The organism is Pseudomonas sp. MF09150 (assembly GCF_059862355.1).
Map to the genome: position 1 here is coordinate 1 of NZ_JCBCUS010000014.1, position 25,593 is coordinate 25,593.

At 56.3% G+C, this 25,593-nt stretch carries 21 protein-coding genes and 4 pseudogenes; 5 read left to right on the forward strand and 20 right to left on the reverse strand.

Annotated features, from left to right (window positions below):
- Nucleotides 1-125 precede the first annotated feature (125 nt).
- From AC19YX_RS31845 to AC19YX_RS31880, 8 genes and pseudogenes are all read right to left on the reverse strand, one after another.
- Nucleotides 126-833 (reverse strand): annotated as a pseudogene (locus AC19YX_RS31845) (TIGR03571 family LLM class oxidoreductase); the annotation flags it as partial.
- Nucleotides 834-899: 66 nt separating this feature from the next.
- Nucleotides 900-2,024: an alkene reductase gene (locus AC19YX_RS31850; protein ID WP_500607826.1), complete on the reverse strand. Its 1,125-nt coding sequence runs from the start codon at nucleotides 2,022-2,024 to the stop codon at nucleotides 900-902.
- A 63-nt stretch (nucleotides 2,025-2,087) separates the two neighbouring features.
- On the reverse strand, nucleotides 2,088-3,587 hold the full coding sequence (locus AC19YX_RS31855) for an aldehyde dehydrogenase family protein (RefSeq protein WP_010562393.1): 1,500 nt from the start codon (nucleotides 3,585-3,587) through the stop codon (nucleotides 2,088-2,090).
- Between the two features lie 261 nt (nucleotides 3,588-3,848).
- Entirely contained in the window at nucleotides 3,849-5,240 is a 1,392-nt protein-coding gene (locus AC19YX_RS31860) for an NAD-dependent succinate-semialdehyde dehydrogenase (protein WP_010562394.1), read from the reverse strand.
- Between the two features lie 92 nt (nucleotides 5,241-5,332).
- Nucleotides 5,333-5,626 carry a DUF1330 domain-containing protein gene (locus AC19YX_RS31865; RefSeq protein ID WP_010562395.1) on the reverse strand — a complete coding sequence of 98 codons (294 nt, stop codon included), beginning with the start codon at nucleotides 5,624-5,626 and terminating at the stop codon, nucleotides 5,333-5,335.
- Nucleotides 5,627-5,636: 10 nt separating this feature from the next.
- Nucleotides 5,637-6,314, reverse strand: coding sequence for a type 1 glutamine amidotransferase domain-containing protein (locus AC19YX_RS31870; protein WP_010562396.1), 678 nt, complete (start codon nucleotides 6,312-6,314; stop codon nucleotides 5,637-5,639).
- Between the two features lie 81 nt (nucleotides 6,315-6,395).
- The gene (locus tag AC19YX_RS31875; RefSeq protein WP_010562397.1) at nucleotides 6,396-7,553 is read right to left on the reverse strand and encodes an iron-containing alcohol dehydrogenase; all 1,158 of its coding nucleotides are present in this window, start codon (nucleotides 7,551-7,553) and stop codon (nucleotides 6,396-6,398) included.
- 65 nt (nucleotides 7,554-7,618) lie between these two features.
- Nucleotides 7,619-8,211, reverse strand: a pseudogene (locus AC19YX_RS31880) (TetR/AcrR family transcriptional regulator).
- Nucleotides 8,212-8,218: 7 nt separating this feature from the next.
- On the opposite strand from AC19YX_RS31880, the gene AC19YX_RS31885 reads away from it, so the two are divergent.
- Nucleotides 8,219-8,422, forward strand: coding sequence for a hypothetical protein (locus AC19YX_RS31885; protein ID WP_130926025.1), 204 nt, complete (start codon nucleotides 8,219-8,221; stop codon nucleotides 8,420-8,422).
- A 593-nt stretch (nucleotides 8,423-9,015) separates the two neighbouring features.
- On the opposite strand, the gene AC19YX_RS31890 is transcribed toward AC19YX_RS31885, so the two are convergent.
- The 9 genes and pseudogenes from AC19YX_RS31890 to AC19YX_RS31930 all read right to left on the reverse strand — a co-directional run bounded on the left by AC19YX_RS31890 (nucleotide 9,016) and on the right by AC19YX_RS31930 (nucleotide 17,161).
- A complete protein-coding gene (locus AC19YX_RS31890) occupies nucleotides 9,016-10,026 on the reverse strand; it encodes a zinc-dependent alcohol dehydrogenase family protein (RefSeq protein WP_010562400.1) in 1,011 nt (336 codons plus the stop codon).
- A gap of 55 nt (nucleotides 10,027-10,081) precedes the next feature.
- Nucleotides 10,082-10,378 (reverse strand): ArsR/SmtB family transcription factor, encoded by a 297-nt coding sequence (locus AC19YX_RS31895; RefSeq protein ID WP_042946287.1) that lies wholly within the window; start codon nucleotides 10,376-10,378, stop codon nucleotides 10,082-10,084.
- A 377-nt stretch (nucleotides 10,379-10,755) separates the two neighbouring features.
- A complete protein-coding gene (locus AC19YX_RS31900) occupies nucleotides 10,756-11,040 on the reverse strand; it encodes an integrase (protein ID WP_373419523.1) in 285 nt (94 codons plus the stop codon).
- Nucleotides 11,037-11,606, reverse strand: a complete 570-nt coding sequence (locus tag AC19YX_RS31905) for a tyrosine-type recombinase/integrase (RefSeq protein WP_231998119.1) — start codon at nucleotides 11,604-11,606, stop codon at nucleotides 11,037-11,039. Before AC19YX_RS31905 ends, AC19YX_RS31900 begins: the two co-directional genes overlap by 4 nt.
- 276 nt (nucleotides 11,607-11,882) lie before the next feature.
- A pseudogene (locus AC19YX_RS31910) lies at nucleotides 11,883-12,856 on the reverse strand (FUSC family protein).
- Nucleotides 12,857-13,508: 652 nt separating this feature from the next.
- Nucleotides 13,509-14,698 (reverse strand): annotated as a pseudogene (locus tag AC19YX_RS31915) (MFS transporter).
- A gap of 103 nt (nucleotides 14,699-14,801) precedes the next feature.
- Nucleotides 14,802-15,779, reverse strand: a complete 978-nt coding sequence (locus AC19YX_RS31920; RefSeq protein WP_221732857.1) for an NAD(P)H-dependent flavin oxidoreductase — start codon at nucleotides 15,777-15,779, stop codon at nucleotides 14,802-14,804.
- Between the two features lie 36 nt (nucleotides 15,780-15,815).
- On the reverse strand, nucleotides 15,816-16,478 hold the full coding sequence (locus AC19YX_RS31925) for a 3-oxoacid CoA-transferase subunit B (protein ID WP_010562408.1): 663 nt from the start codon (nucleotides 16,476-16,478) through the stop codon (nucleotides 15,816-15,818).
- Nucleotides 16,475-17,161 carry a CoA transferase subunit A gene (locus AC19YX_RS31930; RefSeq protein ID WP_010562409.1) on the reverse strand — a complete coding sequence of 229 codons (687 nt, stop codon included), beginning with the start codon at nucleotides 17,159-17,161 and terminating at the stop codon, nucleotides 16,475-16,477. Before AC19YX_RS31930 ends, AC19YX_RS31925 begins: the two co-directional genes overlap by 4 nt.
- Nucleotides 17,162-17,342: 181 nt before the next feature.
- Here AC19YX_RS31930 and AC19YX_RS31935 point away from each other — a divergent pair, with 181 nt between their 5' ends.
- Nucleotides 17,343-18,269: a LysR family transcriptional regulator gene (locus tag AC19YX_RS31935; RefSeq protein WP_010562410.1), complete on the forward strand. Its 927-nt coding sequence runs from the start codon at nucleotides 17,343-17,345 to the stop codon at nucleotides 18,267-18,269.
- Between the two features lie 107 nt (nucleotides 18,270-18,376).
- On the opposite strand, the gene AC19YX_RS31940 is transcribed toward AC19YX_RS31935, so the two are convergent.
- The 3 genes from AC19YX_RS31940 to AC19YX_RS31950 all read right to left on the reverse strand — a co-directional run bounded on the left by AC19YX_RS31940 (nucleotide 18,377) and on the right by AC19YX_RS31950 (nucleotide 21,794).
- Nucleotides 18,377-19,651: an MFS transporter gene (locus AC19YX_RS31940; protein WP_010562411.1), complete on the reverse strand. Its 1,275-nt coding sequence runs from the start codon at nucleotides 19,649-19,651 to the stop codon at nucleotides 18,377-18,379.
- Nucleotides 19,652-19,715: 64 nt separating this feature from the next.
- Entirely contained in the window at nucleotides 19,716-20,870 is a 1,155-nt protein-coding gene (locus AC19YX_RS31945) for an acyl-CoA dehydrogenase family protein (RefSeq protein WP_010562412.1), read from the reverse strand.
- 57 nt (nucleotides 20,871-20,927) lie between these two features.
- Nucleotides 20,928-21,794, reverse strand: coding sequence for an IclR family transcriptional regulator (locus tag AC19YX_RS31950; protein WP_010562413.1), 867 nt, complete (start codon nucleotides 21,792-21,794; stop codon nucleotides 20,928-20,930).
- Nucleotides 21,795-22,030: 236 nt separating this feature from the next.
- Here AC19YX_RS31950 and AC19YX_RS31955 point away from each other — a divergent pair, with 236 nt between their 5' ends.
- Genes AC19YX_RS31955 through AC19YX_RS31965 form a run of 3 tightly spaced genes read left to right on the forward strand, consistent with a single transcriptional unit; the run spans nucleotide 22,031 to nucleotide 25,579 of the window.
- Nucleotides 22,031-22,816, forward strand: a complete 786-nt coding sequence (locus AC19YX_RS31955; protein ID WP_010562414.1) for an enoyl-CoA hydratase — start codon at nucleotides 22,031-22,033, stop codon at nucleotides 22,814-22,816.
- Nucleotides 22,817-22,819: 3 nt separating this feature from the next.
- The gene (locus tag AC19YX_RS31960) at nucleotides 22,820-24,349 is read left to right on the forward strand and encodes a 3-hydroxyacyl-CoA dehydrogenase (RefSeq protein WP_500607827.1); all 1,530 of its coding nucleotides are present in this window, start codon (nucleotides 22,820-22,822) and stop codon (nucleotides 24,347-24,349) included.
- 27 nt (nucleotides 24,350-24,376) lie between these two features.
- Nucleotides 24,377-25,579, forward strand: coding sequence for a 3-oxoadipyl-CoA thiolase (locus AC19YX_RS31965; RefSeq protein ID WP_010562416.1), 1,203 nt, complete (start codon nucleotides 24,377-24,379; stop codon nucleotides 25,577-25,579).
- Nucleotides 25,580-25,593: the final 14 nt, after the last annotated feature.

Sequence of the window (25,593 nt, forward strand, 5' to 3'; positions counted from 1 at the left end):
AACCCTGCTCACGCATGCGTAGGGCCGTGGAGCGCTTTTCACGTTGTTCTTGGGGGCTGAGTTTACGGGCATCTATTTTCATGGAGACAGATTATCTAATATGCCCTATTTATTTGCCAGGTTAATATTTCCTGTCGCCAATCCTCCACGATCAGTCGCTGTATTTTTGGCGGACGTGGATAGTTGATCCATCCATGGCTTTCACGTGCGATCCAATCGAGCGGCTGGCGGCTGTGTCCGGTTACGAATAGCGGTATTTCCCGAGTCGTAGGTTTGGGAACGAGGTCGGCCCCCACTAACTCGCCGCCACTCCAGCGAATGGGCTCGAAGTGTGTTCGATGGGCTTGGCGTATCACATTGAAGTTTTCTTGAAAGGTCTCGCCACGCTTTTCTGGATCAATGCTGAATGCGGGAAACTCCACGGGACGATCGCCAGAGGCTACTCCCAGGAGCAAGCGACCTCCGCTCAACTGATCAATGCTCGCTGCGGCCTTTGCCGTGTGCAAGGGATTACGCAAAGTAAGGGCGATGGAGGCGGTACCTAGTGCGATTTCTGTTGTATGGGCTGCCATGTAGCCCAGATACACCCAAGGGTCGAAAACCTGGCCGACATCGCCGAAGCTAGGGTCCCTGAGTGGGACGTCGCGAAACCAGAGCGCCGAAAAACCAAGTGCCTCTGCACGTTTGGCCAGCGCGACCTGATCTAGCATGCTCGGTGTATCACCTTCGAAAGCCTCTAGGGGAAAGAACAGCCCAAGGCTTAGATGACCCTGCCTGAAGGTTCGTTTGAATCCCCTATGCTCTTGGTAGGGGATCGTGCTCGGTTGGTACATGCTTAACTTCCTCGGTCAGCAAACGCTGAGCCACGCCCCTGAGTTATGGGGCGTGGCATTGAGCGTTTAGGATTTGTAAGTCGGGTAGTCGGTGTAGCCCTTATCGGTACCGCCGTACATGCTGCTTGGATCAACTGGGTTAAGCGGCCAGTTGTTGGCGATACGAGCGGGCAGGTCGGGGTTCGCAATGAAGGGGCGACCAAAAGCGATCAGGTCGCCCCAGCCAGCTTTTATCACGCGATTTCCTCGTTCAGCGGTGTACTTGCCGGCATAGAGAATCTTGCCGCTGAAGGTCTTACGAACATCTTCCCGGAACGTCTCAGGCAGCTCGGGTGCGTTTTCCCAATCGGCTTCGGCGAGCGACAGGTAGGCAATGCCCACTTCCTCGAGGATCTTCACTGCCTCGATGTAGGTTTGGTGAGGATCTTCTTCGACCAGGCCAAGGTATACGCGGTCTTCGTCTGTGGTCGCGAACAGCGGGGCGAAGCGAACGCCCATGCGCTCCTTGCCGACGACACCAGCAACGGCCAGGGTGATTTCGCGCAGGAAGCGAAGACGGTTCTGCAGCGAACCGCCATATTCATCATCACGCTGGTTGGTATGGGCCGAAATGAACTGGTTTACCAGGTACCCGTTCGCGCAATGAAGCTCCACCCCGTCAAAACCTGCGTCCAAAGCATTTCGGGCTGCTTGGGCGTAGAGCTCAACCAGTTCCTTTACCTCCTTGGTGGACAGGGCTCGTGGGGTCGATGGGTCGGCCAGTGCACCCGTGCCGGGTCCAGTTTCGATGAACACCTTGACGTTCTCCGCGCGGATGGCTGATGGCGCGACGGGCGCTTCACCACCGGGTTGCAGCGATGTGTGTGACACGCGGCCTACATGCCAAAGTTGAGCAAAGATCACCCCCCCTTCGGCGTGAACAGCGTCGGTGACCTTACGCCAGCCTTGTATCTGTTCTGGGCTATGAATGCCGGGTGTCCAGGCATAACCCTGTCCTCGGGGTTCGATCTGTGTGCCCTCGGTCACCATGAAGCCAGCACCGCTGCGCTGACGGTAATATGTGGCCATTAGGTCGTTCGCAATATTGCCGGGTTGGGAGCTGCGCGAACGCGTCAGTGGCGGCAGAACGATACGGTTCTTGAGGGTGTATGGGCCCAGCTGAGTGGTTTTAAAAAGTTCTGATTGTGTCATTTCGTTTACCTGCATATCTAAAATATTCGATGTTATAGGTCAAAAAAACATGGATCAGCGAGGTCAGAAGAGCCCGAGCGGTGCTTCGTTGAGGCTGACGTAGATGTTCTTCTTCTGGCTGTAGGCTTCCAGCATTGACTTGTGAGTTTCCCGTCCTAGGCCAGATTTCTTATAGCCACCAAAGGGGGCGTGGGCAGGGATCTCATGGTAGGTATTTACCCACATACGTCCGGTTTCCACCGCGCGTGCCACACGTAACGCCCGGTTGATGTCTTGGGTCCAGACTGCGCCCGCTAGGCCGTACTCGGAGTCGTTGGCCATGGCAATGACCTCCGCTTCATCCTTGAAAGGAATGACGCACAGAACAGGGCCGAAAATTTCCTCGTAGGCGACGCGCATATCGTTGCGCACACCGACCAGAATCGTTGGCTGGATGAAGAAGCCGGCATCGTAATCGGCACCTGTAAGGCGACCGCCGCCGATCAGTACCTCGGCACCTTCCTGTTTGGCGATATCAACGTAGCCGAGGATCCGTTCCATCTGGGTCTTGCTGACCTGTGCGCCCATCATGGTGTCTGGGTTCAGTGGGTCACCCACACGCACAGCTTCGAACTTATGCTTGAGCTCAGCCAGGAATTGCTCGTAGATGGACTCGTGAACGAACAGCCGTGCGCCGGATTCGCAGACTTGGCCTTGGTTCCACAGGATGGCGAGGACTGCGCCTTCCACGGCCTTGTCCCAGTTCGCATCGGGGAAAACGATGTTGGCTGACTTGCCGCCCAGTTCAAGGGTGGCAGGAATGATTTTCTTCGCTGCCGCATTGGCGACGAGTTCGCCGACACGCGTCGAGCCAGTGAAGGCAAGCTTGCGCAGGTCTGGATGATCCAGTAGCGCCTGGCCAACTGAGGTGCCTAAGCCTGTGACGATGTTGACCACGCCGGCCGGAAGTACCTTGGCGAAGATCTTCGCCAGTTCAAGGATGGTTACCGGGGTTAGCTCAGAAGGTTTGATGACTACGGTGTTACCCGCCGCGATGGCTGGAGCGATCTTCCAGGCGGCCATAAGAAGCGGGAAGTTCCACGGAATCACTTGGCCCACGACGCCGAGGGGTTCACTGAGAGCGATGCTGAGTGTTTGCTCATCCAACATGACCGCCTCATCCGATTGGCTGCGGATTGCGCCGGCGAAGTAGCGGAAGTGATCAATCGCCAGTGGGATGTCGACGGAGCGACTTTCACGAATGGGTTTGCCTACATCAAGGGTTTCCAGAACGGCGAACCGATCGGCATCGGCTTCCAGCAGGTCGGCGATCTTCAGCAACGCATTGGCGCGTTCCGCTGGCGAGGTGGTACGCCAGGTCACGAAGGCGCGTTTTGCGGCCTGCACCGCGCGGTCGACGTCGGCAGCTGTGGCGTTTGGGATGTTGGTGAGAATTTTTCCGTTGGCGGGGTTGATAATGTCGAGGGTTTCACCGTTTTCGGCCGCCACCCACTGGTTGTCGATAAACAGGCCGTAGCTGTTGTCGGGAAGGTAGCTCGGATGGGTATCACTGGAATTTTGCATGGGTTACCTCCTGAGGTAAGTGCGATGGGTTTGGTTGAGATTATTTTAGATATTGATATATGTCAATATGTAGTTGTGTATTTGCGCAGGCATTCCTATCGCCGCACCTTTTCAGCCTGCTTCTGGATCGGCGGGGAGCGCGCTGTGCTGCGCGCCAGGCTTTGCTACGTAGTCCAGCCCCCCCCCCGATCTCTTCATCAAGGAGGGGGGGCTGCTGCATAAAAGCACTGAGGCCTGTTTGCGTTGAGGTGAAGATGTAAGTTAGAACGGCGCGTCGATATCCATGACGTTAATCAGCTTGTGGTTGACGAATTCCTTGATTCCCAAACCAATCAGCTCGCGACCGTAACCAGATCTTTTGATTCCGCCGAAAGGTAGGTCGGCTTTCGATGACGTTGGGTGATTGACGAACACCATGCCTGTCTCGATGCGCTTAGCAACCTCAACACCATGCTGTCCGTCTGCGGTGAATACCGAACCACCGAGCCCGAACGGAGAGTCGTTGGCGATAACTATCGCGTCTTCTTCGTTTTTAGCTCGTAGGATCATCGAGACCGGACCGAAGAACTCCCAGTAGTAGGCAGGGTTATCAGGCGTCAGGTTGGTCAGAATGGTCGGTTGAACAAATGCACCCTTGCTTGGTACCTTGGGCCCAACCTCGGTGGCCGTAGCACCGTAGTTGACTGCTTCACGAATCTTCGCGCGGATTTCGTCGGCGGCAGTTTGAGATGACAGGGGGGCTAGATTTGTTTCCGGATCGAACGGGTCGCCGGCCTTCAGTTGTGCTACACCTTCGGCATAAAGGCGCAGGAACTCGTCGTAGACTTCTTCCACTACAATCATGCGTTTGGATGATATGCACACCTGTCCAGCATTCCAGTGACGGCCTACAACAGCCCACTTCACGGTCTTTTTCAGTTCAGCGTCGCGCAGAACTATGAAGGCATCTGCCCCCCCCAGTTCCAATGTAGATTTCTTCAGTGCCTTGCCAGCCTGGGAGGCGATTATGGCACCTGCGCCTTCGGAACCGGTCAGTGCCACACCGTGTACTCGAGAGTCGTTGAGGATTGTCTCGATTTGCTGGCGAGTTGCGTACATGTTGCTGAATGCGCCAACAGGTAGACCAGCATCAAGCAGTAGTTGTTCGAAAGCTTCGGCACATTGCGGTACGTTTGAAGCATGTTTGAGCAGCACGGTATTACCCGCTGCCAACTGCGGTGCGAGAATGCGAGCAATTTGATAGTAAGGAAAGTTCCATGGTTCAATGGCCAGGATAGTGCCCAACGGCTCATGGACCAAGATTGCTTCACCCTCGGCTGGGTCGGCTACCGGCAGCTTCTGCGGAGTTAACAACGCTTCTGCATGTTTAACGTAATACTCAAAGATACTTGCTGAGATTTCTACTTCACCTAATGCTTCGGCAGTGATCTTGCCCATTTCCAGTGTTAGCAACCGGGCATAGTCGTTTGCTCGCGCGCGCAGCAGGTCGGCAGCTCGCTGAAGGACGGCCCCACGCTCTGCGATTGAGCAATTCTTCCAGACAAGAAATGCGTTGTGAGACGCCTCAAGAGCCTGTTCAATCTGAATATCTGTTGCATCTGGAAAACTTTTTAGAACTTCACCTGTATAGGGATTAACGGATGCGTATGCCATGCTGTTTCTCCAGTAATTTAAGTAAATTTGATTTGTTAATGAGACTGGTAAGTAGACAGAACCTAAACTGCGGGAATATTTTGGTGCATTTACTAATGATTGATGCCATCAATCAGGAATACTCGGTAAACCGCACCTTTAAGACGATGTTGCAGTGCCTCTTGGTAGGCGGGGCTGGAGTACCACTCTCGAGCTGCTGCTATGTCCGGAAATTGAAGAATGACTGCGCCCTCAATCGGTCCGCCTTCGAGCACCTCCAGTTGGCCGTAGAAGGCCAATGGTGTGAGGTTCCGACCCTGGCGTGCCGCCGGTGCTTTACGGGCATAGAGTTTCAACTCAGCCTCGTCTGTGGTGTGTTCACGTGTGAAGACTACGTAGGCGGACATTGACGTAGTCTCAGGCCAACAGTTTGAGCAGCGAGTGAGCCGTAGCTTCAGAGGAAGCTGGGTTCTGGCCAGTTACGAGCAACCCATCGACTTCGACATGAACGCTCCAGTCAGCACCCTTGGTATAGCGCCCACCATTTGCCTTGAGCATATCCTCTACCAGGAAAGGCACGATTTGAGTTAGACCCACCGCAGCCTCCTCGCTATTGCTGAAACCGGTTACTTTCTTGCCTGCAACCAGAGGTTTGCCATCTACACACTTGACATGGCGCAAAACCGCTGGTGCGTGACAAACCGCTCCGACAGGTTTGCCGGATTGGATTGATTGCTCGATCAGAGAGATAGAAAAGGTGTTCTCCGCAAGATCCCACAGCGGACCATGGCCGCCAGGGTAGAACACCGCATCAAACTCGGAACTGATCACGTCGCTCAGTTTCTCGGTGTTGGTCAGCGCGTGAGTGGCGACTGAATCGGTCTCAAAGCGACGGGTGGCGTCTGTCTGGAAGTCGGGCTCATTGCTCTTCGGGTCGATGGGTGGTTGGCCGCCTTTCGGCGATGCTAGGGTCACTTGCACGCCAGCGTCGATGAAGGCGTAGTAAGGCGCGGCCAGCTCTTCGAGCCAGAAACCGGTCTTCTCGCCAGTGTCACCAAGCTGGTCGTGGGAAGTCAGAACGAGGAGAATCTTCATGTCGTATACCTTGCAGTTGTGCGTGCTTGTGGATGTTTTGTAATGCGCTGCCTGTGTGGATAAGCAGTGCGGGAAGTTGGCTTATAGGCTCGCTTCAAGCACACGGCGGCTGACGTCTAAACTGACGTTTTTGTGTTCGCCGAGTGCGGTGAGGTGGTGTGTGTCGAGCTGGTTTATTAGCGCGTCTATAGCGTCAGTGCCGAGCTTGTAGGCGGATAAGTGCGTCGGTAAGCCCAGGCTCTCGAAGAACATCCGGGTCTGTTGTATGGCCGTGTCAATCCGTTGTTCTTCGTCCCCTTGGCTGATCTGCCAAACCCTCTCGGCGTACTGCAGCAGCTTCGCGCGCTTGGCTTCACGACGAATCTCTAGGTTCGCAGGAAGCACGATGGCCAGGGTCCGTGCGTGATCGATGCCGTACAGTGCGGTGAGCTCATGGCCGATCATGTGGGTGGACCAGTCCTGTGGTACGCCCGCTCCGATCAGGCCATTGAGCGCCAAAGTGGCCGTCCACATGAGGTTGGCACGCGTGTTGTAGTCCGCGGACTCTTTCAGTACAAGTGGGCCAATTTCGATCAGCGTTTGTAAAAGACCTTCGGCAAAACGATCTTGGACGCGCGCATCGATTGGGTAGGTCAGGTACTGCTCAATGACATGCACGAACGCATCGACAACGCCGTTTGCGAGTTGACGGGTGGGGAGGGTTTGGGTTTTGGTGGGATCGAGAATCGAGAATTGTGGAAACATGTAAGCGCTTCGAAACGGCAGCTTGTCTTGTGTCGCCCGGCGAGTAACCACGCCTCCATTGTTCATCTCCGAGCCAGTTGCCGGTAGGGTCAGAACGGTGCCAAATGGCAGCGCTCGTCGAATACTTGCACCCCGCGTTTCCAGAATGTCCCAAGCATCACCCTCGTAGCCAACAGCAGCGGCAACGAACTTGGTGCCATCGATGACCGAACCTCCACCGACAGCCAGGAGAAAATCCAAGCGATGGGTGCGAACCTGATCAACAGCCTTGATTAGCGTTTCATAGCTGGGGTTTGGTTCTATACCCCCGAATTCTTGCACTTCCCGAGAGCCTAATGCGTCACGGACTTCGCGGAGCGTACCGTTTGCACGAGCGCTCTGGCCACCATAGAGCAGCAGGATGCGGGCCGCAGCCGGAACCAGTTCATCCAGGCGGCTGATGGTTTCGTTGCCGAAGACAATTCGCGTAGGGTTGTAGAAGTCAAAATTAAACATTGCTTTAACTCCGATTAAATAGACCAGTCGTATATTTTTTGAGTAAATTTTTTACATTGAAAATCTCATCGGTCGGATATCTGACTGAGTAACAGAGAAGTAGTCTCGAAGGCCGCCTGCAAAGGCATCTGATCACGCGTGACCTTGGCCCTTAGACTGGCTCCGAGCCAAAGTTGGTACAGCATGGTCGCCAAGCCACGGGTGTCAGTACCGCCCGGCAGAGATCCATCGTTTACAGCGTCACTCACCGCATTGGCTAGACGAGTAATTACTCCTTCCATGCCATCCTGGACCACCATGCGCATTGGCTCCGATAGATCACTGACTTCCGCTGCAAGCTTCACTGCCAAGCATTTCCCCTCGGGATAACAGGCTGATTGGGTTTCAATCCAGGTAGCCCAGTAGGCCAGCAAGCGTTGTGCTGCTGATACACTTGGACGGTTCATAGCGTTTCCAATTGCACCATGTAGTCACTGAAATAGCTCTCCAAGAGCGCCTCGCCAAAGGCTTCCTTGGAATTGAAGTAATGATAGAACGAACCTTTTGGCACATTCGCAGATAGAAGGATTTCGCTCAAACCAACAGCTGTGAATCCTCGCCCGACGATGATGTTTTGAGCAGTGTCGAGGATGTGTTGCCGTACATCGGTGGTTGTCATCGTATTCATGGATGTACCATATCAACAATTAGACCAGTCGTCTACTTTGGGTTTTGAGCAAGCCCTCAACGAAATTTTGGTAATCGCAGTTCGTGAGCCAGCCATCACTTCATTTGATGCGCAGCATTATGTCGGTGCGATGATCGCCGCCGCGTTAGGAAGAAAGATCTATGATGCTCGTTGGAGGGGAGCAAATTGCAGCTCTTCTTGAACCGAGCTGATTTTGCTACAGCATTGCTTAGGCTGGGAACGAGTTTTGACATCCATCGTGAACCAAGCGGCTCGCCATAGTTTTGGACAACGAACTGTACGCATCAAATTTGACGAAAAATAGCGCGCTGCCTGCACTGTGGTTTGAGTCGGAACGGCTGCTGGGCGGATTATCCGGATCTGTGGACTGGAACAGTGGGTAATTGCACAGGCTTGCCCAGCCATTTGCATTCGACCTGACCAAGCATTTGCCTCGGATTTCACCATCACGTTGCGTGAACCATGACCGGCAGAGAGCGACCATGGCTCTGTGAGAATGCCTGCGATTGTCTATTCTTCAACCCAATAACTGCATGACAAAATTGTTGTAGCCCTAATGATTCTGCTTTGACTAGAGGGGCTAAATCGAATCGTTTTCATGACACTTAGAATGACTGCTTCTTAGCTGATTGCCTCGGAGCACAGCATGGGTGAGTCGACCCAATGCTGCCGGTTGCGACAGACAGCAATGGGCAAATCCGTCTCGCGCTGCGTCGGCAGCCACCTCGACACGACTTTGAGGAGGGCATACGGATCTTGCCCATTCATGCGCGCTTAGATATCCAGGCAAATTTTGCCGAAATGCTGGTTGGTTTCCTGATACTTGAACGCTTCTACAATCTCGCTCATAGGGAAATGACGATCAATAATCGGGCGTATACCGTTAACGTTGATGGCTCGGACCATGTCTTGCTGCTGGCTGCGGCTGCCTACCAACACACCCTGCAGGCGCACTTGCTTGATCAGTGCCGGTACAAAATTCATTGCACCGCTTACGCCACTCAGTATCCCGATGACGGAGATGTGACCAGCAACCCGAACTGCAATCATCGATTGCTCAAGCGTCGCAGGGCCGCCGACTTCTATGATGTGATCAATACCGCGGCCCCCCGTTAGAGCGCGTGCAGTTTCGCCCCAGTTAAGGTCTTTGCGATAATTGATCACATGATCAGCGCCTAGTGCTTTCAGACGTTCAAGTTTTTCGTCGCTTGAAGAGGTAGCAATGACGGTAGCACCGGCCATTTTAGCGAACTGCAGGGCAAAAATTGAAACGCCACCAGTGCCTTGAACGAGCACGGTGTCGCCCGGCTTGAGTGAGTCATCGGCCATCAGAGCGCGCCATGCAGTAAGGCCGGCGGTGGTGAGCGTCGACGCTTCAGCGTGGCTGTATCCGGTCGGCGCGAGGGTGAACGATGTGGCTTGGGCAGTCACTTGCTCACGAGCGTAGCCGTCAATGCCATCACCTGGCACGCTAACAAAGCCTTCAACCAGTGGTGCGCCGCTGATCCACTCCGGGAAGAAGGTACTGACGACCGAGTCACCCACCTTGAATTCAGTGACATCTGGGCCGACAGCAATGACTTCGCCTGCACCATCGGCCATGGGGATGCGTTTTTCGCTAGGGCCCCACATACCGCTGACTACCGCGAAGTCGTGGTAGTTAAGCGAGTTGGCGTGCAGGCGCACGGTGATTTCGCCATGGGCTGCGGCTCGGGCTTCGCTGCTGCCAACCACAACCTTTTCATAGCCGCCACCGGGTTGGACGAAGATTGTTTTGCTGCTCATAGGGGTTTCCTTGTGTTTTCTAATTACGCGAAATAACGAAATGAAAGGTTAAAAATTACAAATCGCTGGTCAGCCTAGCCGCAAAGTCATCAATCGCCTCCTCGTTGCGTCGGTAATAAGTCCATTTTCCGATGCGTGTGGTTAGCACGAAGCCTGCACGTTGTAAGATAGCTAAGTGTGCAGACGCGGTAGAAGGTGAAAGCCGTGCCTTGTGCTGCAAATGGGTTACGCACACCCCTATGGCAGGATCGCCATGATCCTGAGGTGGGAAATTACTGAGAGGGTCTTTGAGCCACTCCATCATTTGCATGCGAGTGTCATTGCCCAGGGCTTTGAGCTGTTCGAGTATCATGGCGGGCAATGTTACGGATTTTTACGAAATGTTCAATAAGTATTCTATTGCCCGGCGCAAGGGTTTGAAATCAAAAAAAACGCATCTAGCTGAATCGCCCCGGGTTTTCGAGATACTCTTCAAGCTCGCTTGACTGCGGACGATCCAGTCGTTGGGAGAGTTTTACTCGTATTTATGCGCCTTTTAATGGTGCGATCTGCGTATTCGAGCAGAATGCTGCCCAGTCTTCCATTACTGCTTTGCGTTTCTCTAAGAAGTCAGAGTGGAAGTCGTCTGGTGAAGCTCATTGTCTTCGCGCTAGTGCTGACCATTTCGCGGCCTTCCCTTGACGGCAACCGCAGCCTTTATCGCAGCCTCGCTCCCCGTCTAGCTATTGCTTAGTACTGAATTTCATACTTTAAACTCACGAAGGTGGCCCAGTCAGCCATCAAGCTACGGCGTTTTTCTAGCAAATCACTGCGCCAATAAGCAGCTTCTGCTCCGCTCGCGACCACATGAGCCAGAGACATTTCGCAAACCTCGAGTGCGTAGTCGGTTTTCTCTGCGGCCCAATCTCGGAATGTGCTGCGAAACCCATGCGCGGTAATGATTCGGTCATTGTTGTTACGCCAACCTTTACCGCCATCTTCCAAATCCCTCTGATCCATGCGTTGCAATGTCATGAGCATGGCCATATTGATGATCGGCTTACCCGTGCGTGTACCCGGAAATAGAAGCGAGCTATCGTTGAATCGGGGCACCCGTTTAACAATGTTACGAGTGCTTCGCTGAACGGGACGGTATGAGTTTTGCCAGCTTTCATGCGCTCTGCGGGAATAAGCCATAGCTTGGCTTTCAAGTCGATTTCACTCCAGCGGGCGGCAAGGACTTCGCTGGTTCGACACGCCGTGAGAATGGTCATTTTGAGTGCGCAAGCGGATTGTCCTTCGACACGGTCAAGCGCTCGCATAAAACGAGACAACACTAAGTAGGGCAATGCGGGATGATTTTGAGTCCGTTTCGTCTTGGATGTTGAAGGTAGCACTTTGTCCAGGTGTCCACGCCAGCGTGCTGGATTTTCACCATCGCGCAACCCGCGTGCTTTAGCTGCATCGAGAACCAATTCGAGTCGATTGCGTACCCGGCTAGCAGTTTCGGCTTTGCTGGCCCAGATGGGTTTGAAAATTTCGAGAATATGCTCGGTGGTGATCTGGTTTGTTGCGAGGTCACCGATAATGGGGGGCGGCATAAGTCGCCAGTGTGTTTGTCCATTGCTGAGAATGGTTTACGTTTTCCCAGCCGGGACGATGGGCCTCTAATTAATCGACTGACACGTCTTGGAAGTTGATTGATTTGCTTTTTCGTTGCTGTTCAGTAGTGAGTTGCACAGCTCGTTCGTTGTCACGAGCTTGTAAGGGGTCAATGCCATCTCGCAGTAAACGACATCTATCACTGCTTTTTTGTCGAGCCTCCTTCAGGCCTTTTGCAGGATCGGCGCCTAACGTGATATCAATACTTCAAGCGATCACTCACCCAGAAAATCTTCGTGTTCTGTCGCTGCCTCGGTAATGGATAACGATAGAATTGCCGCGCGCAACAGGTCCTGGCGTTTGCGTTCATTGGCGCCACGAGATTGCCAGGTGAAACTGCGTGCACTGGAACGGGCTGCGGTGGCCAGGCGCAATGAATCGGCGTTGGTGAGCCGCCCCAGGATGACAACCACAGGCCGACGTACCGGGTGAAAATCTTCGGCGAGATAATGTAACGCAATGGTGGCATAGCCTATCGTCCAGGCGCCCAAGAGCCCTCGGAGTTCACGTTCGGCCTGGGTATCGATGTCGCCGTTGGCGGTCGCTAGTTGGCGGCCCAGACGGTCCGCGGTCCGGGTCTGCCACCCCCTGAAAGACCATCTGTTCGGATGGCGGCCAATACGCCTAAAATCCCTGCGGACGGCGCGATGCAGCCGATATCGGGTTGCAAGGAGGTTGGAGGGGAAGATCAGGGCGAAAATCAACGTGCCGCATGCGATGCCGAGCAGCAGTATCAGCACACCATTGAAGAAACCGGCAGCGTCGAACATCTGCGATGTGTTTTGCGGTGGGACAGACTCCAGAAAATAATCGCGAAACTGGCCCCCGGCGCAGCGGTACGTGGATGACGCATTGCCAGTCCTGCGGCAAACATGAATCCGCCTGTAATGACCGCCAGCATGGCAAAGTCGGATACAGCAGGCAGCAGCACGAAATTGCACAGCGCCGCAGCGACGGCCGCGCAAGCCGCGCCCGACATGAAGCCGATACCGCCCGCCACGGGGTCCGCCCGGGTGGCAAACAGTGAGCACATCACACTCACGATCGTCACGAAACCAGGACCGGACGACCAGCCGGTAACAATGCAGAACAACGCTGCCGCAGTACGGTAAGAAACGTTCGCAAACCATTGTGTACAGCGCGACTGAATCGATGTGAAAAGCCAATGGCAACGCACGTGCCTTCCCATGAGCGAGCGACTCCCATTGTACCAATGACTGGTGTAGCGATTCGAGCAATACGCTCAGCCGGTCGAGCAAAATTAGCCTGGACGTGGGCAACTGTTCTACGGTGAGCGCTTCCCGCGAGTAAGCCACTTTGACACGTTCGTTCAGTGATGCGACAGCCATGTGCATGGCTGATGGATTGACGGCGATAGCTTCCAGCAATGCCTGCGATTCACCCGTCAGTTCGAGTCCGCCAACTCGCGATGCTTTTGAAAGCTTTACCTGCAGCGACTGGGCCGCAGCCAATTGCGCAAACGTCGCTGCGGTGCAGACCTGAAAACTGCCCATTGAGTGTTTCATGACCGTCGAGCCTGCCGCCGAGTATTCCAGCGCGGTATGCAGATTTATCGCCTTGGCAAAGAGCCGATGCAGTGCAACATCGTTCACTTCGCCTTTGAGTGCTACGGCGCAGGTCGCCGCCGATTGCTGGATGTAACTGTCAAGCTGCGCACGGACATCGTGACGACTAGCACACTACCGCATTGATCCAGAGTGACTGCGTTGCTGGCCGATTGCATCTGTGCATTGCTCATCGAGTGTTCTCCGCAGGTTCGAACGGGGCCGACTGCTAAAGATGAAGGTTGCTGGTCAGAGGAGGGCCGTGCGGGCCCGGCATCAGTGCATCGGGTCATATTGCTTCTCTTTAATGAACAGCGCCGGGATCAGGCCGCAGAACAGATAGGCAACACCCATCGCCAGGAAACCCATGCCGATTGAGCCGCCGGTGGCGAGATAGCCGATACCGGCCGGTGCAATCGCAGCACCTACGCGACCAATGTTGTAGGCACCGCCCACGGCCGAGCCGCGAATCTTGGTCTCGAAGCTCTCGGTCATATAGGTGGCGTTCACGCCATAAGGGATGCCGTACAGGAAGCCAAAGAAGATCAGCAGGTAGGCAATGTTTTCTGGCGATTGGTAGAACACAATCAGTGGCAGGAACAGCGCAGTGCCAAGCGCGCCGAAGGAGTACATCACGCGCCGCCCGAACTTGTCGGCCAGCCAGCCGGCGACCACCTTGCCGAGGATCATGGCGACATAGGTGCCGACCATGTAGAGGGTCATCGCCTTGAAGCTCATGTGCAGTTCTTTTTCCAGGTAGGTCGGCATCCAGTTGTTGGATCCGTAGTAGCCGAACTGCAGAAAGCTGGCGGTCAGCGACCATAGAATGAACATACGGCGATGCTTCGGATTGCCGAAGATCAGCTTGATCGCGCTTTCAGGTTTTTCCTGACTGACGCTGTGCTTTTGACCATCGCTTTTTGCCTGCCCAGCGACCCAGGCAGGTGGTTCAGGAATAACGCGGCGCATCACTACGGCCATTAACACTGGCATGATTGCGATGTAGAACAACCAGCGCCAGCCGTAGGTCGGCAGGATCCAGCCGCTCAGTAGTGTGGCCACCACGTCTCCTGGAGTGCGCACAAGGCAGTACTGCGCCGCTTAGTCGGTACATACTCGGCCAGCAGCGTGTTGCAGACCACGTATTCGGCACCCAGGCCTAGTGCAGCAATGAAGTGGAATACCGCAAACTCGGTGTAGCTGTGGGTCATGCCGAGCGCGGCAGTACCGACCGAGAAGACGACGATGGTCCAGACCACAGTCCGCACCCGGCCATAGCGGTCAGCAGCCCAACCGCCGAAAATGCCACCGATCGCCATTCCGACCAGCGTAATGCTGCCGAGCATGCCTGCTTCAAGACTGGTCAGTTGGAACTCTTTCGTCAGGCTCGACAGGCTGTACGACAAAAACATCAGGTCGGCGCCATCGACCATCAGACCGAGAAAGGCAAACCCGAACACCAGCATCTATTTCCTGTCTTGCGTAGGCGCTAAGGTGTCAATTTGGGCTTTTACCAATGCCATGATTGCGTCCTCTAATTGTTTTAATAGGATGGCTGGCGGACTAAGGTCAGGCAGTCCGCAGGCTAGCCAGCCGGTTGGCAATCAAGTCTCCCGCGTCGCCGACAATGCGCGAGACCAATTGCTCGACGGTGGGGATGTCGTAAACCAGACCCTGGGCCATGCCGACGCTCCATACCCCGTTGTCCCAGTCACCGCTGCTGTAGACCGCGCGGCCACGCGTGCCGGCCACCAACGGCGCCACATCCGGGAACTGCGTACCCGTCTGCTTTTCGAGACTGATTACCTGTTCGGTCAGTGCATTTTTGTGCACGCGCCAAGTATTATTGAAACTGCGCAGAACCAGCTCGGTCTGGCGCTCGTCAGCCTCGACCAGACGACGCTTGATGTCGGGGTGAGCCGGCGCCTCTTGGGTGGCCATGAAGCGTGTGCCCATGATGATGCCGTCGGCGCCCAATGCCAGGGCTGCCACCAGGCCGCGGGCGTCGGCAAAACCACCCGAAGCGATCAGAGGGATTTTGATTGAGTCGGCCGCACGAGGGATGAGTACCAAGCCGGGAATGTCATCCTCGCCCGGGTGGCCGGCGCACTCGAAGCCGTCGATCGAGACTGCATCGACGCCGATCTGCTCGGCCTTGAGCGCGTGCCGCACCGATGTGCATTTATGGATGACCTTGATCCCGGCTGTCTTGAAGCGGTCCATATAGGCGACCGGATTGTTGCCTGCAGTTTCGACAATCTTGATGCCGCTGCGGATGATGACGTCGATGTACTCGTCGTAGGGGATCGGCCGGATCGCCGGCAGGAAGGTCAGGTTGACGCCAAACGGCTGAGTCGTCATCTGGCGACAGCGCTCGATCTCCGCATGCAGATCATCTGGGCTGGGCTGCGTCAGAGCGCTGAGAAAACCCAGAGCGCCACTGTTGGCAACGGCGGCCACCAGCTCGGCGCGGGCAATCCATTGCATGCCGCCCTGGATGATGGGGTGCATGACCCCGAAGGTTCGGGTGAAGTTGGTTGATAACATGAGGTCTCCTGATTAAGCGTCGTGTGGTAGTGGGTGTCAGGCCAGCAGGTTGGCTTCGGTACGGCTCTGCAGGTAGTCGAACGTGACGCCGGGCGCCATGGCCTTGACTTGTAGGCCGGCTTGGGTGACGTCCAGCACGGCCAAATTGGTGTAGATACGCGTCACAACACCCGCAGCTGTCAGTGGTAAGTTGCAACGTCGCAATAGACGAGGGCGACCCTGGGTGGTGTGCTCCATCAATACCCATACCTGCTTGGCGCCAAAGGCGAGTTCCATGGCCCCGCCAACGGCCGGAGGCGTCCCAGGATCAAGCCGGGTCCAATTAGCCAGATCACCGTTTTCAGCAACTTCGTAAGCGCCTAGAATCGCTAGATCAAGATGACCGCCGCGCATCATTGCGAAACTGAGTGCCGAGTCGAAAATGGCCGAGCCTGGCAGCAGTGAAATGGGCTGCTTGCTGGCGTTGATCAGGCAAGGGTCGGCCTCGTTAGCGGGTGGGCGAGCGCCGAAATGCAAGATGCCATTTTCACTGTGGAGGAAAATTTCACGCTCAGGTGCCATCAGGTTGCCGACCAGTGTGGGTAAACCGATTCCCAGGTTGACGTAGGCGCCATCCGGTATGTGTTGTGCGGCATGTGCGGCGATCTGCTCACGGGTCCACGGCGTCACCCCGTTTTCAAGGTTGAGAACGGGGTTCATAAGTACTCCTGAGTTGCCGATTTATTGGCCAATACAACACGGTCGATGAAAATGCCGGGTGTGACCACGGCTTGCGGGTCAACTGTCCCCAATTCCAAGAACTCGTCCACCTCCACGGCCACCAGATCGGCGGCGGTCGCCATGAGGGGATTGAAGTTCCGGCCTGTCAGGTGATAGATCAAGTTGCCGTAACGGTCAGCCGCGCGCGCGCGCAGCAGTGCGAAGTCGGCTCGCAGGGGCAACTCAATCAAGTAGTCTTCGTCGCCGACACGGTGAATGGTTTTTCCGTCGGCCAACATGGTTCCGATGCCGATTGGACTTAGAAAGCCTCCGAGGCCGGCTCCCCCGCAACGTATCCGCTCCGCGAGGGTGCCTTGCGGAACCAGCTCCAATTCAATCTTCTTGTCGCGGTAGGCGTTGCGGAAGACGGTCGCACCCGCAGTCAAGGGGTAGGAGCAAATCAGCTTGCGTACAAGGCCGGCAGCGATCAGCATCGCCACCCCTTCACGGTCGTAGCCAGCGTTATTCGAGATCACCACCAGATCCCGAGCACCTTGGTCGAGCACTGCTTCAAGCAGCCCTGTCGGCAAACCAGCGCTGCCAAAGCCGCCGATCATCACGCAACAACCATCTTTGAGGTTCTCTATGGCTGCGGTGTGGGACTCCACATATTTGTTAATCACAGCATTGCCTCCTGAACACGTCGCTTTGCAGGACTTCATCTTCAGGAATGCAGTTGATAACATCAATCAACCGTAAGTTTTGATTCTATAAGCTAGTCTTATGATGTCTGGCAGTATCGACCTGGATCACAATTAGGTGGAATGGCTGTCTATAGAGCCGTTGATAAATGGGTTATTTGTGATGGAAATTGAATTACGCCACTACCGCTATTTTTTGGCGCTGGCCGAAGAGTTGCACTACGCCAAGGCCGCCGAGCGCTGCGGCATTTCGCAACCAGCACTTAGCCAACAAGTGCGCGCACTGGAAGAGCGCGTGGGCGCCAGCCTATTGTCGCGTAGCCGACGCCATTTGGAGTTGACGGAAGTCGGCAAGGTGTTCTATGCCCAGGCGGTTGCCATGCTACGTCAGGCCGATGCTGCCAATTCGGCCATCGTAGAGGTGGCTCAAGGCCGGTCAGGTCGGGTGGTGATCGCCTATCTCGCCTCGGCCGCGTTGTCAGGTGCATTGCCCGGTATCGTGTACCTGTATCGACAGCAAAGGCCCCACGTCGAGTTGGTCCTGCACCAGATGGATATGGAGGAACAGATCGATGCTGTGACCAAGGGGCTGTGTGATGTTGGGTTTATTCGTCCACCCATTGCATTGCCCGAGGGGGTGGCGTTGTTTGATGTATTGCGCGAACCGTTGATGGTGGCACTGCGCAGCAATCATCGCTGCGCCGCAATGGCTCGCGTGCGCCTGGAAGATTTGCAGGATGACACGCTCATCAGCGTGCACCGCAAGGAAGGTATCGGTTTCTATGACACAACGATGAAGGCTTGCGCTGCTGCGGGCTTTGTTCCGCGGGTCGAAGTCATTTCGTCGCAGATGTCGATCGTGATCAGCATGGTGGCGGCCGGTTTTGGCGTTGCAATCGTGCCCGCATCGACGCGTACTTTCATGCCGCCCGACGTGGTGTTTCGGTGCATTGAAGGGTGTGATGTGACGACGGCATTGTCGATGATCCATGCCCGCAATAATCAGTCACCAGCCGTCCAGTTATTCACCAAGATGGCACGCGACTGGGCCCGCAGTACGTCCATAGCGAGCGTCAGCATTAGCAGGTAACCGATGGCGTCAGAGTGAGTCAATGGTGCCAGGCCGCGTAGGTTTCCACCGCCACGAGGCAAAGAGGCGAGGCGGCGAACCGCTAGGCCTCCCGGAATTACAAAGCGCTATTGCTTTTGCGGGTCGAACTGCTTATCTCTGATAAACAACGCCGGGATCACGCCGCAGATAAAATAGGCTGCGCCCATGACCAGAAAACCCAAGCCAATCGAGCCGTGAGAGGCGAGAAATCCAATTGCTGCCGGAGCAATCGCTGCGCCCAGGCGCCCGATATTGTAAGCACCGCCTACAGCAGATCCTCGGAATTTTGCCTCGAAACTTTCAGTCATGTACGTGGCGTTTACACCGTATGGAATACCGTACAAGAAGCCAAATACCACCAGCATCCACAGGATATTTTCCGGGCTTTGAAATAACACGATCACCGGCAGGAAGAGTGCCGTTCCCAATGCTCCAAAGGCGAAGACGGCGCGGCGCCCAAGACGGTCAGCCGCCAGACCTGCGAGTATTTTACCGAGGATCATGGCGGTGTAGGTACCAACCATGTAGGCCGTCATGGACTTGAGGTTCATGCCCAGTTCGCTTTCCAGGTAGGTTGGCATCCAATTGTTGACACCGTAATAGCCGAATTGTAGAAAACCAGCAGTCAAAGCCCAAAAAATGAACATGCGGCGAGCCTGTGGGTCGCTAAAAATAAGTTTGTACTTACTATCGCTTTTTTTGCTCGCTACTTTCGTGATGCCATCGATTTTTTGCTTGGCACGCTCAGCCTGAGCGTTGATCCACGCTTGTGGTTCTGGGACAAAGCGTTGCATCACTACGGCCAAAATCACCGGGATAATGGCAATGTAGAATAGCCAGCGCCAGCCATGGATCGGTAGGATCCAGCCCGCCAGTAGCGTCGCAACGATATAACCTACTGACCAACCTGCTTGCAGCGTGCCGAGTACAGTTGTGCGGTAGCGAGTGGGTACGTATTCAGACATCAGCGTATTGCAAGCCACATACAGTGCACCGATCCCTAGCGAGGCCACAAAACGGGTGATCGCGAATTGCCAATAGTTATGCGTCATGCCGAGCACTGCCGTGCCAACTGAAAAAAGTATGATACTCCAGACTACCGTTTTCACTCGACCGAAACGATCGCAGGCCCAGCCACCGTAAATGCCCCCGATCGCCATTCCAGCCAGGGTAAAGCTTCCCAGGCTGCCGGCCTCTATGTTGCTCAGACCGAATTCGGCTTTCAAGCTACTGAGGCTGTAGGAAAGAAACATCAGATCGGCACCGTCGATCAAAAGTCCTAGAAAGCAGAAGATAAATACCAGCACCCAAGTGTTTGTCTTGGCCTGCGCACTTGCGCCGACATGAGCAGAAGCTTCCATAACGTTTCCTTATTGTATTTATAGGGAAGGGGGGGCTTTAACGCGTATTTGAAGGTTTGAGGGGTCAGCCTTGTGCGTCGCGAATCATGTTGCGGGCGATGACGATCTGCTGGATCTGAGTGGTACCCTCGTAGATGCGGAACAGACGGACGTCCCGATAGAAGCGCTCGATCGCGTATTCGCTGACGTAACCGGCGCCACCGTGGATCTGCACGCAACGGTCGGCAACCCGTCCGCACATTTCAGTGGCGAACATCTTGGCGCAGGAGGCTTGCGTGCTGACGTTAAGTCCGTCGTCACGCTGGCGTGCGGCATCCAGGACCATGCAGCGGGCTGCATAGATTTCCGCCTTGCTGTCGGCAAGCATCGCCTGGATCAGCTGGAACTCGGCAATCGGCTTGCCGAATTGTTTGCGCTCAATCGCATATTGCAGTGAATCGGCCAACATGCGCTCGGCGGCGCCGACGCTCAGGGCGGCAATATGCAGGCGACCTTTATCCAGGACTTTCATGGCGGTTTTAAAACCCACGCCTTCAACGCCACCGATCAGTTGGCTGGCGGGAACGCGGGCATTTTCAAAGATCACGTCGCAGGTGTGAGCGCCTTTGTGGCCCATCTTGTGATCGGGTTTACCCAGGGAAATCCCGACCGTGTCACGCTCGACGATGAACGCACTGATGCCACCGGCACCCTTGATGTTCGGATTGGTGCGCGCCATCACGGTGAAGATGTTGGCGTGGGGCGCATTGGTGATGAAGCGCTTGGTGCCGTTGAGGGTATAGCTGTCGCCGTCACGCACGGCCGTGGTTTTGAGCGAGGCGGCATCAGACCCTGAGTCAGGTTCGGTCAGGCAGAAGGCACTGAGCAGCTCGCCGCTGGCCAGCTTGGGCAGGTACCTGGCTTTCTGCTCCGGGCTGCCATCGAGCAGAATGCCGATAGAGCCGATGCCGTTGTTGGTCCCGATGTAAGAACGAAAGGCCGGGGAGGTACGCCCCAGTTCGAAGGCGATCTTGACCTCTTCTTCCATGGTCACGCCCATGCCGCCGAACTCTTCCGGCAGGGTCAGGCCGAACAGCCCCATCTCTTGCAAGTGCACGACGATGTCGTCCGGGATGTTGTCGGTCTCGGCCACCTCGTTCTCACGGGGAATCAGTACTTCGCTGACGAACTGACGAAGGGAATCCAGCAGTATCTGCAGGGTTTCGGTATCACGGATCATGTGCGCTCCCAAGGCTCGCAAGCGAGCCGGTTTTTTAGGGCGCCGTTACTCCGTGCGTCAGCGAGCAGCGGCGCCAATGTTATTGACCATGTTGATCAGGCGAGGCCCGATATCGTCCACGAGCTGCTCACGGGGTAGCTGAAAGCTCGGTCCACCGCAGTTGAAGGTCAGCAACCCGTACTGCGGGTGCAGCAACGGCACTGCGACGGAGTTGACGTCGCGGTGCCACTCACCGACTGACAGGCAGAAGCCGTAGTCGGCGTAATCCCTGAACGCTCTGTCCAGGCCCTTGCGGATGGCTGGCCATTGCTCCGTTTCACGCTGGCGAATGTGGTCGAGCAGAAATTCCCGCTCGGTTTCCGGCATCGCCGCCAGGCACGCCCGGCCCACCGAACTCTGTGCCAGCGGCAAGTAGCTGCCGATCTGCCGGCGCATGGTCATGTTGCCCTGACCCTGGACCACATCCAGGTACACCATCTGCAGTCGATCGCGGGCGGCCATCGCGACGGCCGCCTGAGCGTGATTGGCCAAATCCTCCATCAACGGATGGGCCACTGTGCGAATCGCCAGGTTCGACAACATGGCGTAACCGAAACCCAATACGCCGACGTCCAGCTGATACTTGCCTGAATGTACTTCACGCTTGAGGCAGCCCAGCCGCATCAGCGTATTGGTCAGCCGCGTCACGGTCGGTTTGGGCAGCCCGGTCATCCGCGCCAGGTCCTGATTGCCGAGCACATTGTCCCGCGGCGTGAAACAGCGCATCAGCTCAAGCCCGCGGGCCAACGCCGTCACGAACTGGCCAGTGCTTTCGTCATCGCTCAGCGCGCTGGCGGGATCGAGCATGCCCATCTTCAGCAAGCCGATTTCATCCGTTCCTTTCGACTGGTCCACGGCCTGGTGATCTGCCTTGTTGCGACCCATGGTAGAACCTCGCTTTCGAGAAATGCAAGAAAATAAAATACAGTTTCGCCTGGCGAAATTGTATTCGCTGCTTTAAAAAAAACCAACTCATTTATAGTTATTTAGTAAGACCCTGTATTTAAAGGATTAAACAATATTTATCAGTTTGCCTGTTTACAGGGATTTATAAGCGTCTCTATGATTAATCATTATTACGGTATTCAGTTTCGTATAGCGAAACATAATAAGAGGTAGGTATGGACTCCCAGCCCAACGCTGTAGTGACTCTGCACATTCGCGATGACGCCGTCGCTGTCGTACGGATCCAGCGGCCCGAGGTCAAGAACGCGCTCAACAGCGCCGTGCGCGAACAGTTGGCAGAAATCTTTCGCGCCCTGGCTGGCAATGAACGGGTGCGTGCGATCGTTCTCACCGGTGGTGAACAGTGCTTTGTCGCCGGTGCCGATATCCGCGAGTTCGCCGAGGCCAGCCCTATCGAGATGTATCGCCGCCACACGGAGTACCTGTGGGAGGCCATTTCTCGTTGCCCTAAACCTGTGATCGCCGCGGTGAACGGTTTTGCCCTGGGCGGCGGCTGCGAACTGGCGATGCACTGCGACATCATCGTTGCAGGGCAGTCGGCACGCTTTGGCCAGCCGGAGGTCAAGTTGGGCCTGATGCCGGGCGCCGGTGGCACCCAGCGGTTGATTCGCGCCGTCGGCAAATTCCAGGCGATGCGTATCGCCCTCACGGGATGTCTGGTCCCGGCCCCCGAAGCGCTGGCCATGGGCATGGTCAGCGAGGTGGTGAGTGACGAGCGCACAGTGCCGCGCGCCCTCGAGCTGGCCGCTGAAATAGCCGCCTTGCCGCCGCTGGCTGTGGCGCAGATCAAGGAGGTGCTGCTGCTCGGCGCTGACTTGCCCCTGGACAGCGCCCTGGCGTTGGAGCGCAAGGCGTTTCAGTTGCTGTTCGATTCCAGGGACCAGAAAGAGGGCGCCAATGCCTTCCTTGAAAAACGCAAAGCCACCTTCTCGGGAGAGTGAAGCATGACACGCGAGATCAACCGTATGGCTGTGGTGGGGGCTGGCATCATGGGCACCGGCATTGCCCAGATTGCAGCCCAGGCCGGTATCCAGGTGCTGTTGTTCGATAACCGCGAAGGCGCCGCCCAGGCTGCTCGCGATAACCTTGAACAGACGTTGGGCAAGCTGGCGAGCAGGGGCAAGATCCTCGGCGCAGATGCACAGGCCACACTTGATCGCCTGCAGGTAGCGACCGCGTTGACCGAGCTCAAGGAGGTCGACCTGGTCGTCGAAGCCATTATTGAGCGCCTCGATGCCAAGCAGGCGTTGCTCGCCCAGCTTGAAGCTGTCGTCGCTGACGATTGCATTCTGGCCACCAATACCTCGTCGCTGTCCGTGACCAGCATCGCCCGGGAGTGTCGTCGTCCTGAGCGTGTCGCGGGGTTCCATTTCTTTAACCCGGTACCACTGATGAAAGTCGTCGAAGTCATCGACGGCCTGGCCAGTGATCCGCTAGTCGGTGATCGCCTGCAGGCGTTGGCGGCGCGCATGGGCCACCGGGGTATTCGGGCCAAGGATACGCCGGGGTTCATCATCAACCATGCGGGACGCGCCTATAGCACCGAAGCCCTGCAAATACTCAAGGAAGGCGTGGCCGAGCCTGCCGAAATCGACCGCATCCTGCGCGAAGGCCTGGGGTTTCGCATGGGCCCGCTGGAGCTGTTCGACCTGACGGCCCTGGATGTCTCGCACCCGGTGATCGAGTCGATCTATAACCAGTTTTACCAGGAGCCTCGCTATCGCCCGGCCGCATTGACTCGGCAGATGCTTGAGGCCGGATACGTCGGGCGTAAGGTCGGGCGAGGCTTTTACCGGTATGCCAATGGCCAAATGGTCGATGCGCCCCCGGCGCAGGCAGTGCCGATCATGGAGACCCTACCGCCGGTGTGGCTGGGGGCCGAGAACGAGACCGATCGTGTCAGCCTGATGGCGTTGCTGGAGCAGTTGGGCGCGCAGGTAGAGCAGGACGCCACGCCGTCCAGCGAAGCACTCTGCCTGCTGGCGCCCTATGGCCTGGATGCCACCAGCGCTGCGGTACGCTTTGCCACCGACCCGACGCGCACGGTATGCATCGACCCGCTGCTCGACAGCGCTCGCTACCGCACGTTGATGCTAAACCCGGCCACCCGAGTCGACATGCGAAATGCCGCACATGCAGTGTTCGCTCGCGATGGCGTCGGAGTCAGCGTGATCAACGACAGTGTCGGCTTCGTCGCTCAGCGTGTGCTGGCCATGATCGTCAACCTGGCCGGCGATATCGTCCAACAGCGCATCGCCAGCGTTGATGACCTGGATGAAGGTGTTCGCCGAGGGCTGGGTTATCCAAAGGGGCCGTTGGCCTGGGGTAACAGCGTTGGCAGCAAACGCCTGCTGACCATCCTGGAGCGCATGACCGAACTGACCGGCGATCCGCGTTACCGGCCGAGCCCTTGGCTGCGTCGACGCGCGACCCTCGGCCTATCGCTGTGCCACACCGAGCCGACACTGACCTGACCTGACCTTAACGCCTAGGATACTTTTATGCTCGACGCCTACATCTTCGCAGGGCTGCGTACTCCCTTCGGTCGTCACGGTGGTGCACTCGCACCGGTGCGCCCCGATGATCTTGCGGCTCATGTGATTCGAGAACTGCTTGCGCGATATGCCATCCCTGGTGACGCTATCGAGGACGTGATCCTCGGCAATACCAACCAGGCAGGTGAGGACAGTCGCAATATCGCCCGCCACGCGGCGCTGCTCGCCGGTTTGCCAGTGACGGTGCCGGGGCAGACAGTCAATCGATTGTGTGCCAGTGGTCTGGCCGCCGTGATCGACGCAGCCCGCGCGGTGACCTGCAAGGAAGGCGAACTTTTCATCGCTGGCGGGGTGGAAAGCATGTCTCGCGCCCCCTTTGTCATGGCCAAGGCTGAAGCCGCCTACAGCCGTGATTTGACGGTCTTCGACAGTACCATCGGCGCGCGCTTTCCCAACCCGAAAATCGTCTCCGAATTTGGCAATGACAGCATGCCTCAGACGGGAGACAACGTGGCCCATGAGTACGGTATCGACCGAACACAGGCCGATATTTTTGCCGCAGGCTCGCAAGCGCGGTACGAAGCAGCGCGCAAGGCTGGCTTCTTCGCTGACGAACTACTTGCGGTGAGCGTACCCACCGGCCGAAAGACTCCGCCCAACGTGATTGAACAGGACGAACACCCGCGTCCGCAATCGGATTTCGCGGCACTGACTCGCTTGCAGCCTTTGCTCGAAGGCGGCGTGGTGACTGCGGGCAACGCTTCTGGTGTGAATGATGGTGCCGCTGCTTTGCTGATTGGCTCCTCTGCCGCTGGCGAACGCCATGGGCTGGTACCTATGGTGCGAATCCTGTCTGCAGCGGCCGTTGGTGTGGCGCCTCGCATCATGGGCGTCGGTCCGGTAGAGGCGATTCATAAGGCGTTGGCGCGAGCCGGACTGAGCTTGGCGGATATGGACATCATCGAAATCAATGAAGCTTTTGCCAGTCAGGTTCTGGGCTGTCTTAAAGGACTTGGCCTTGCTTTCGACGATCCTCGCGTGAACCCCCATGGCGGTGCCATTGCCGTAGGGCATCCGCTGGGCGCTTCGGGTGCGCGATTGGCACTGAGCACCGCACGGGCGTTGCAGCTAAGTGGCAAACGTTACGCGGTGGTCAGTCTATGTATCGGCGTCGGCCAAGGGCTGGCGATGGTTATCGAGCGCGTCTGAATGCGCGCAAAAAA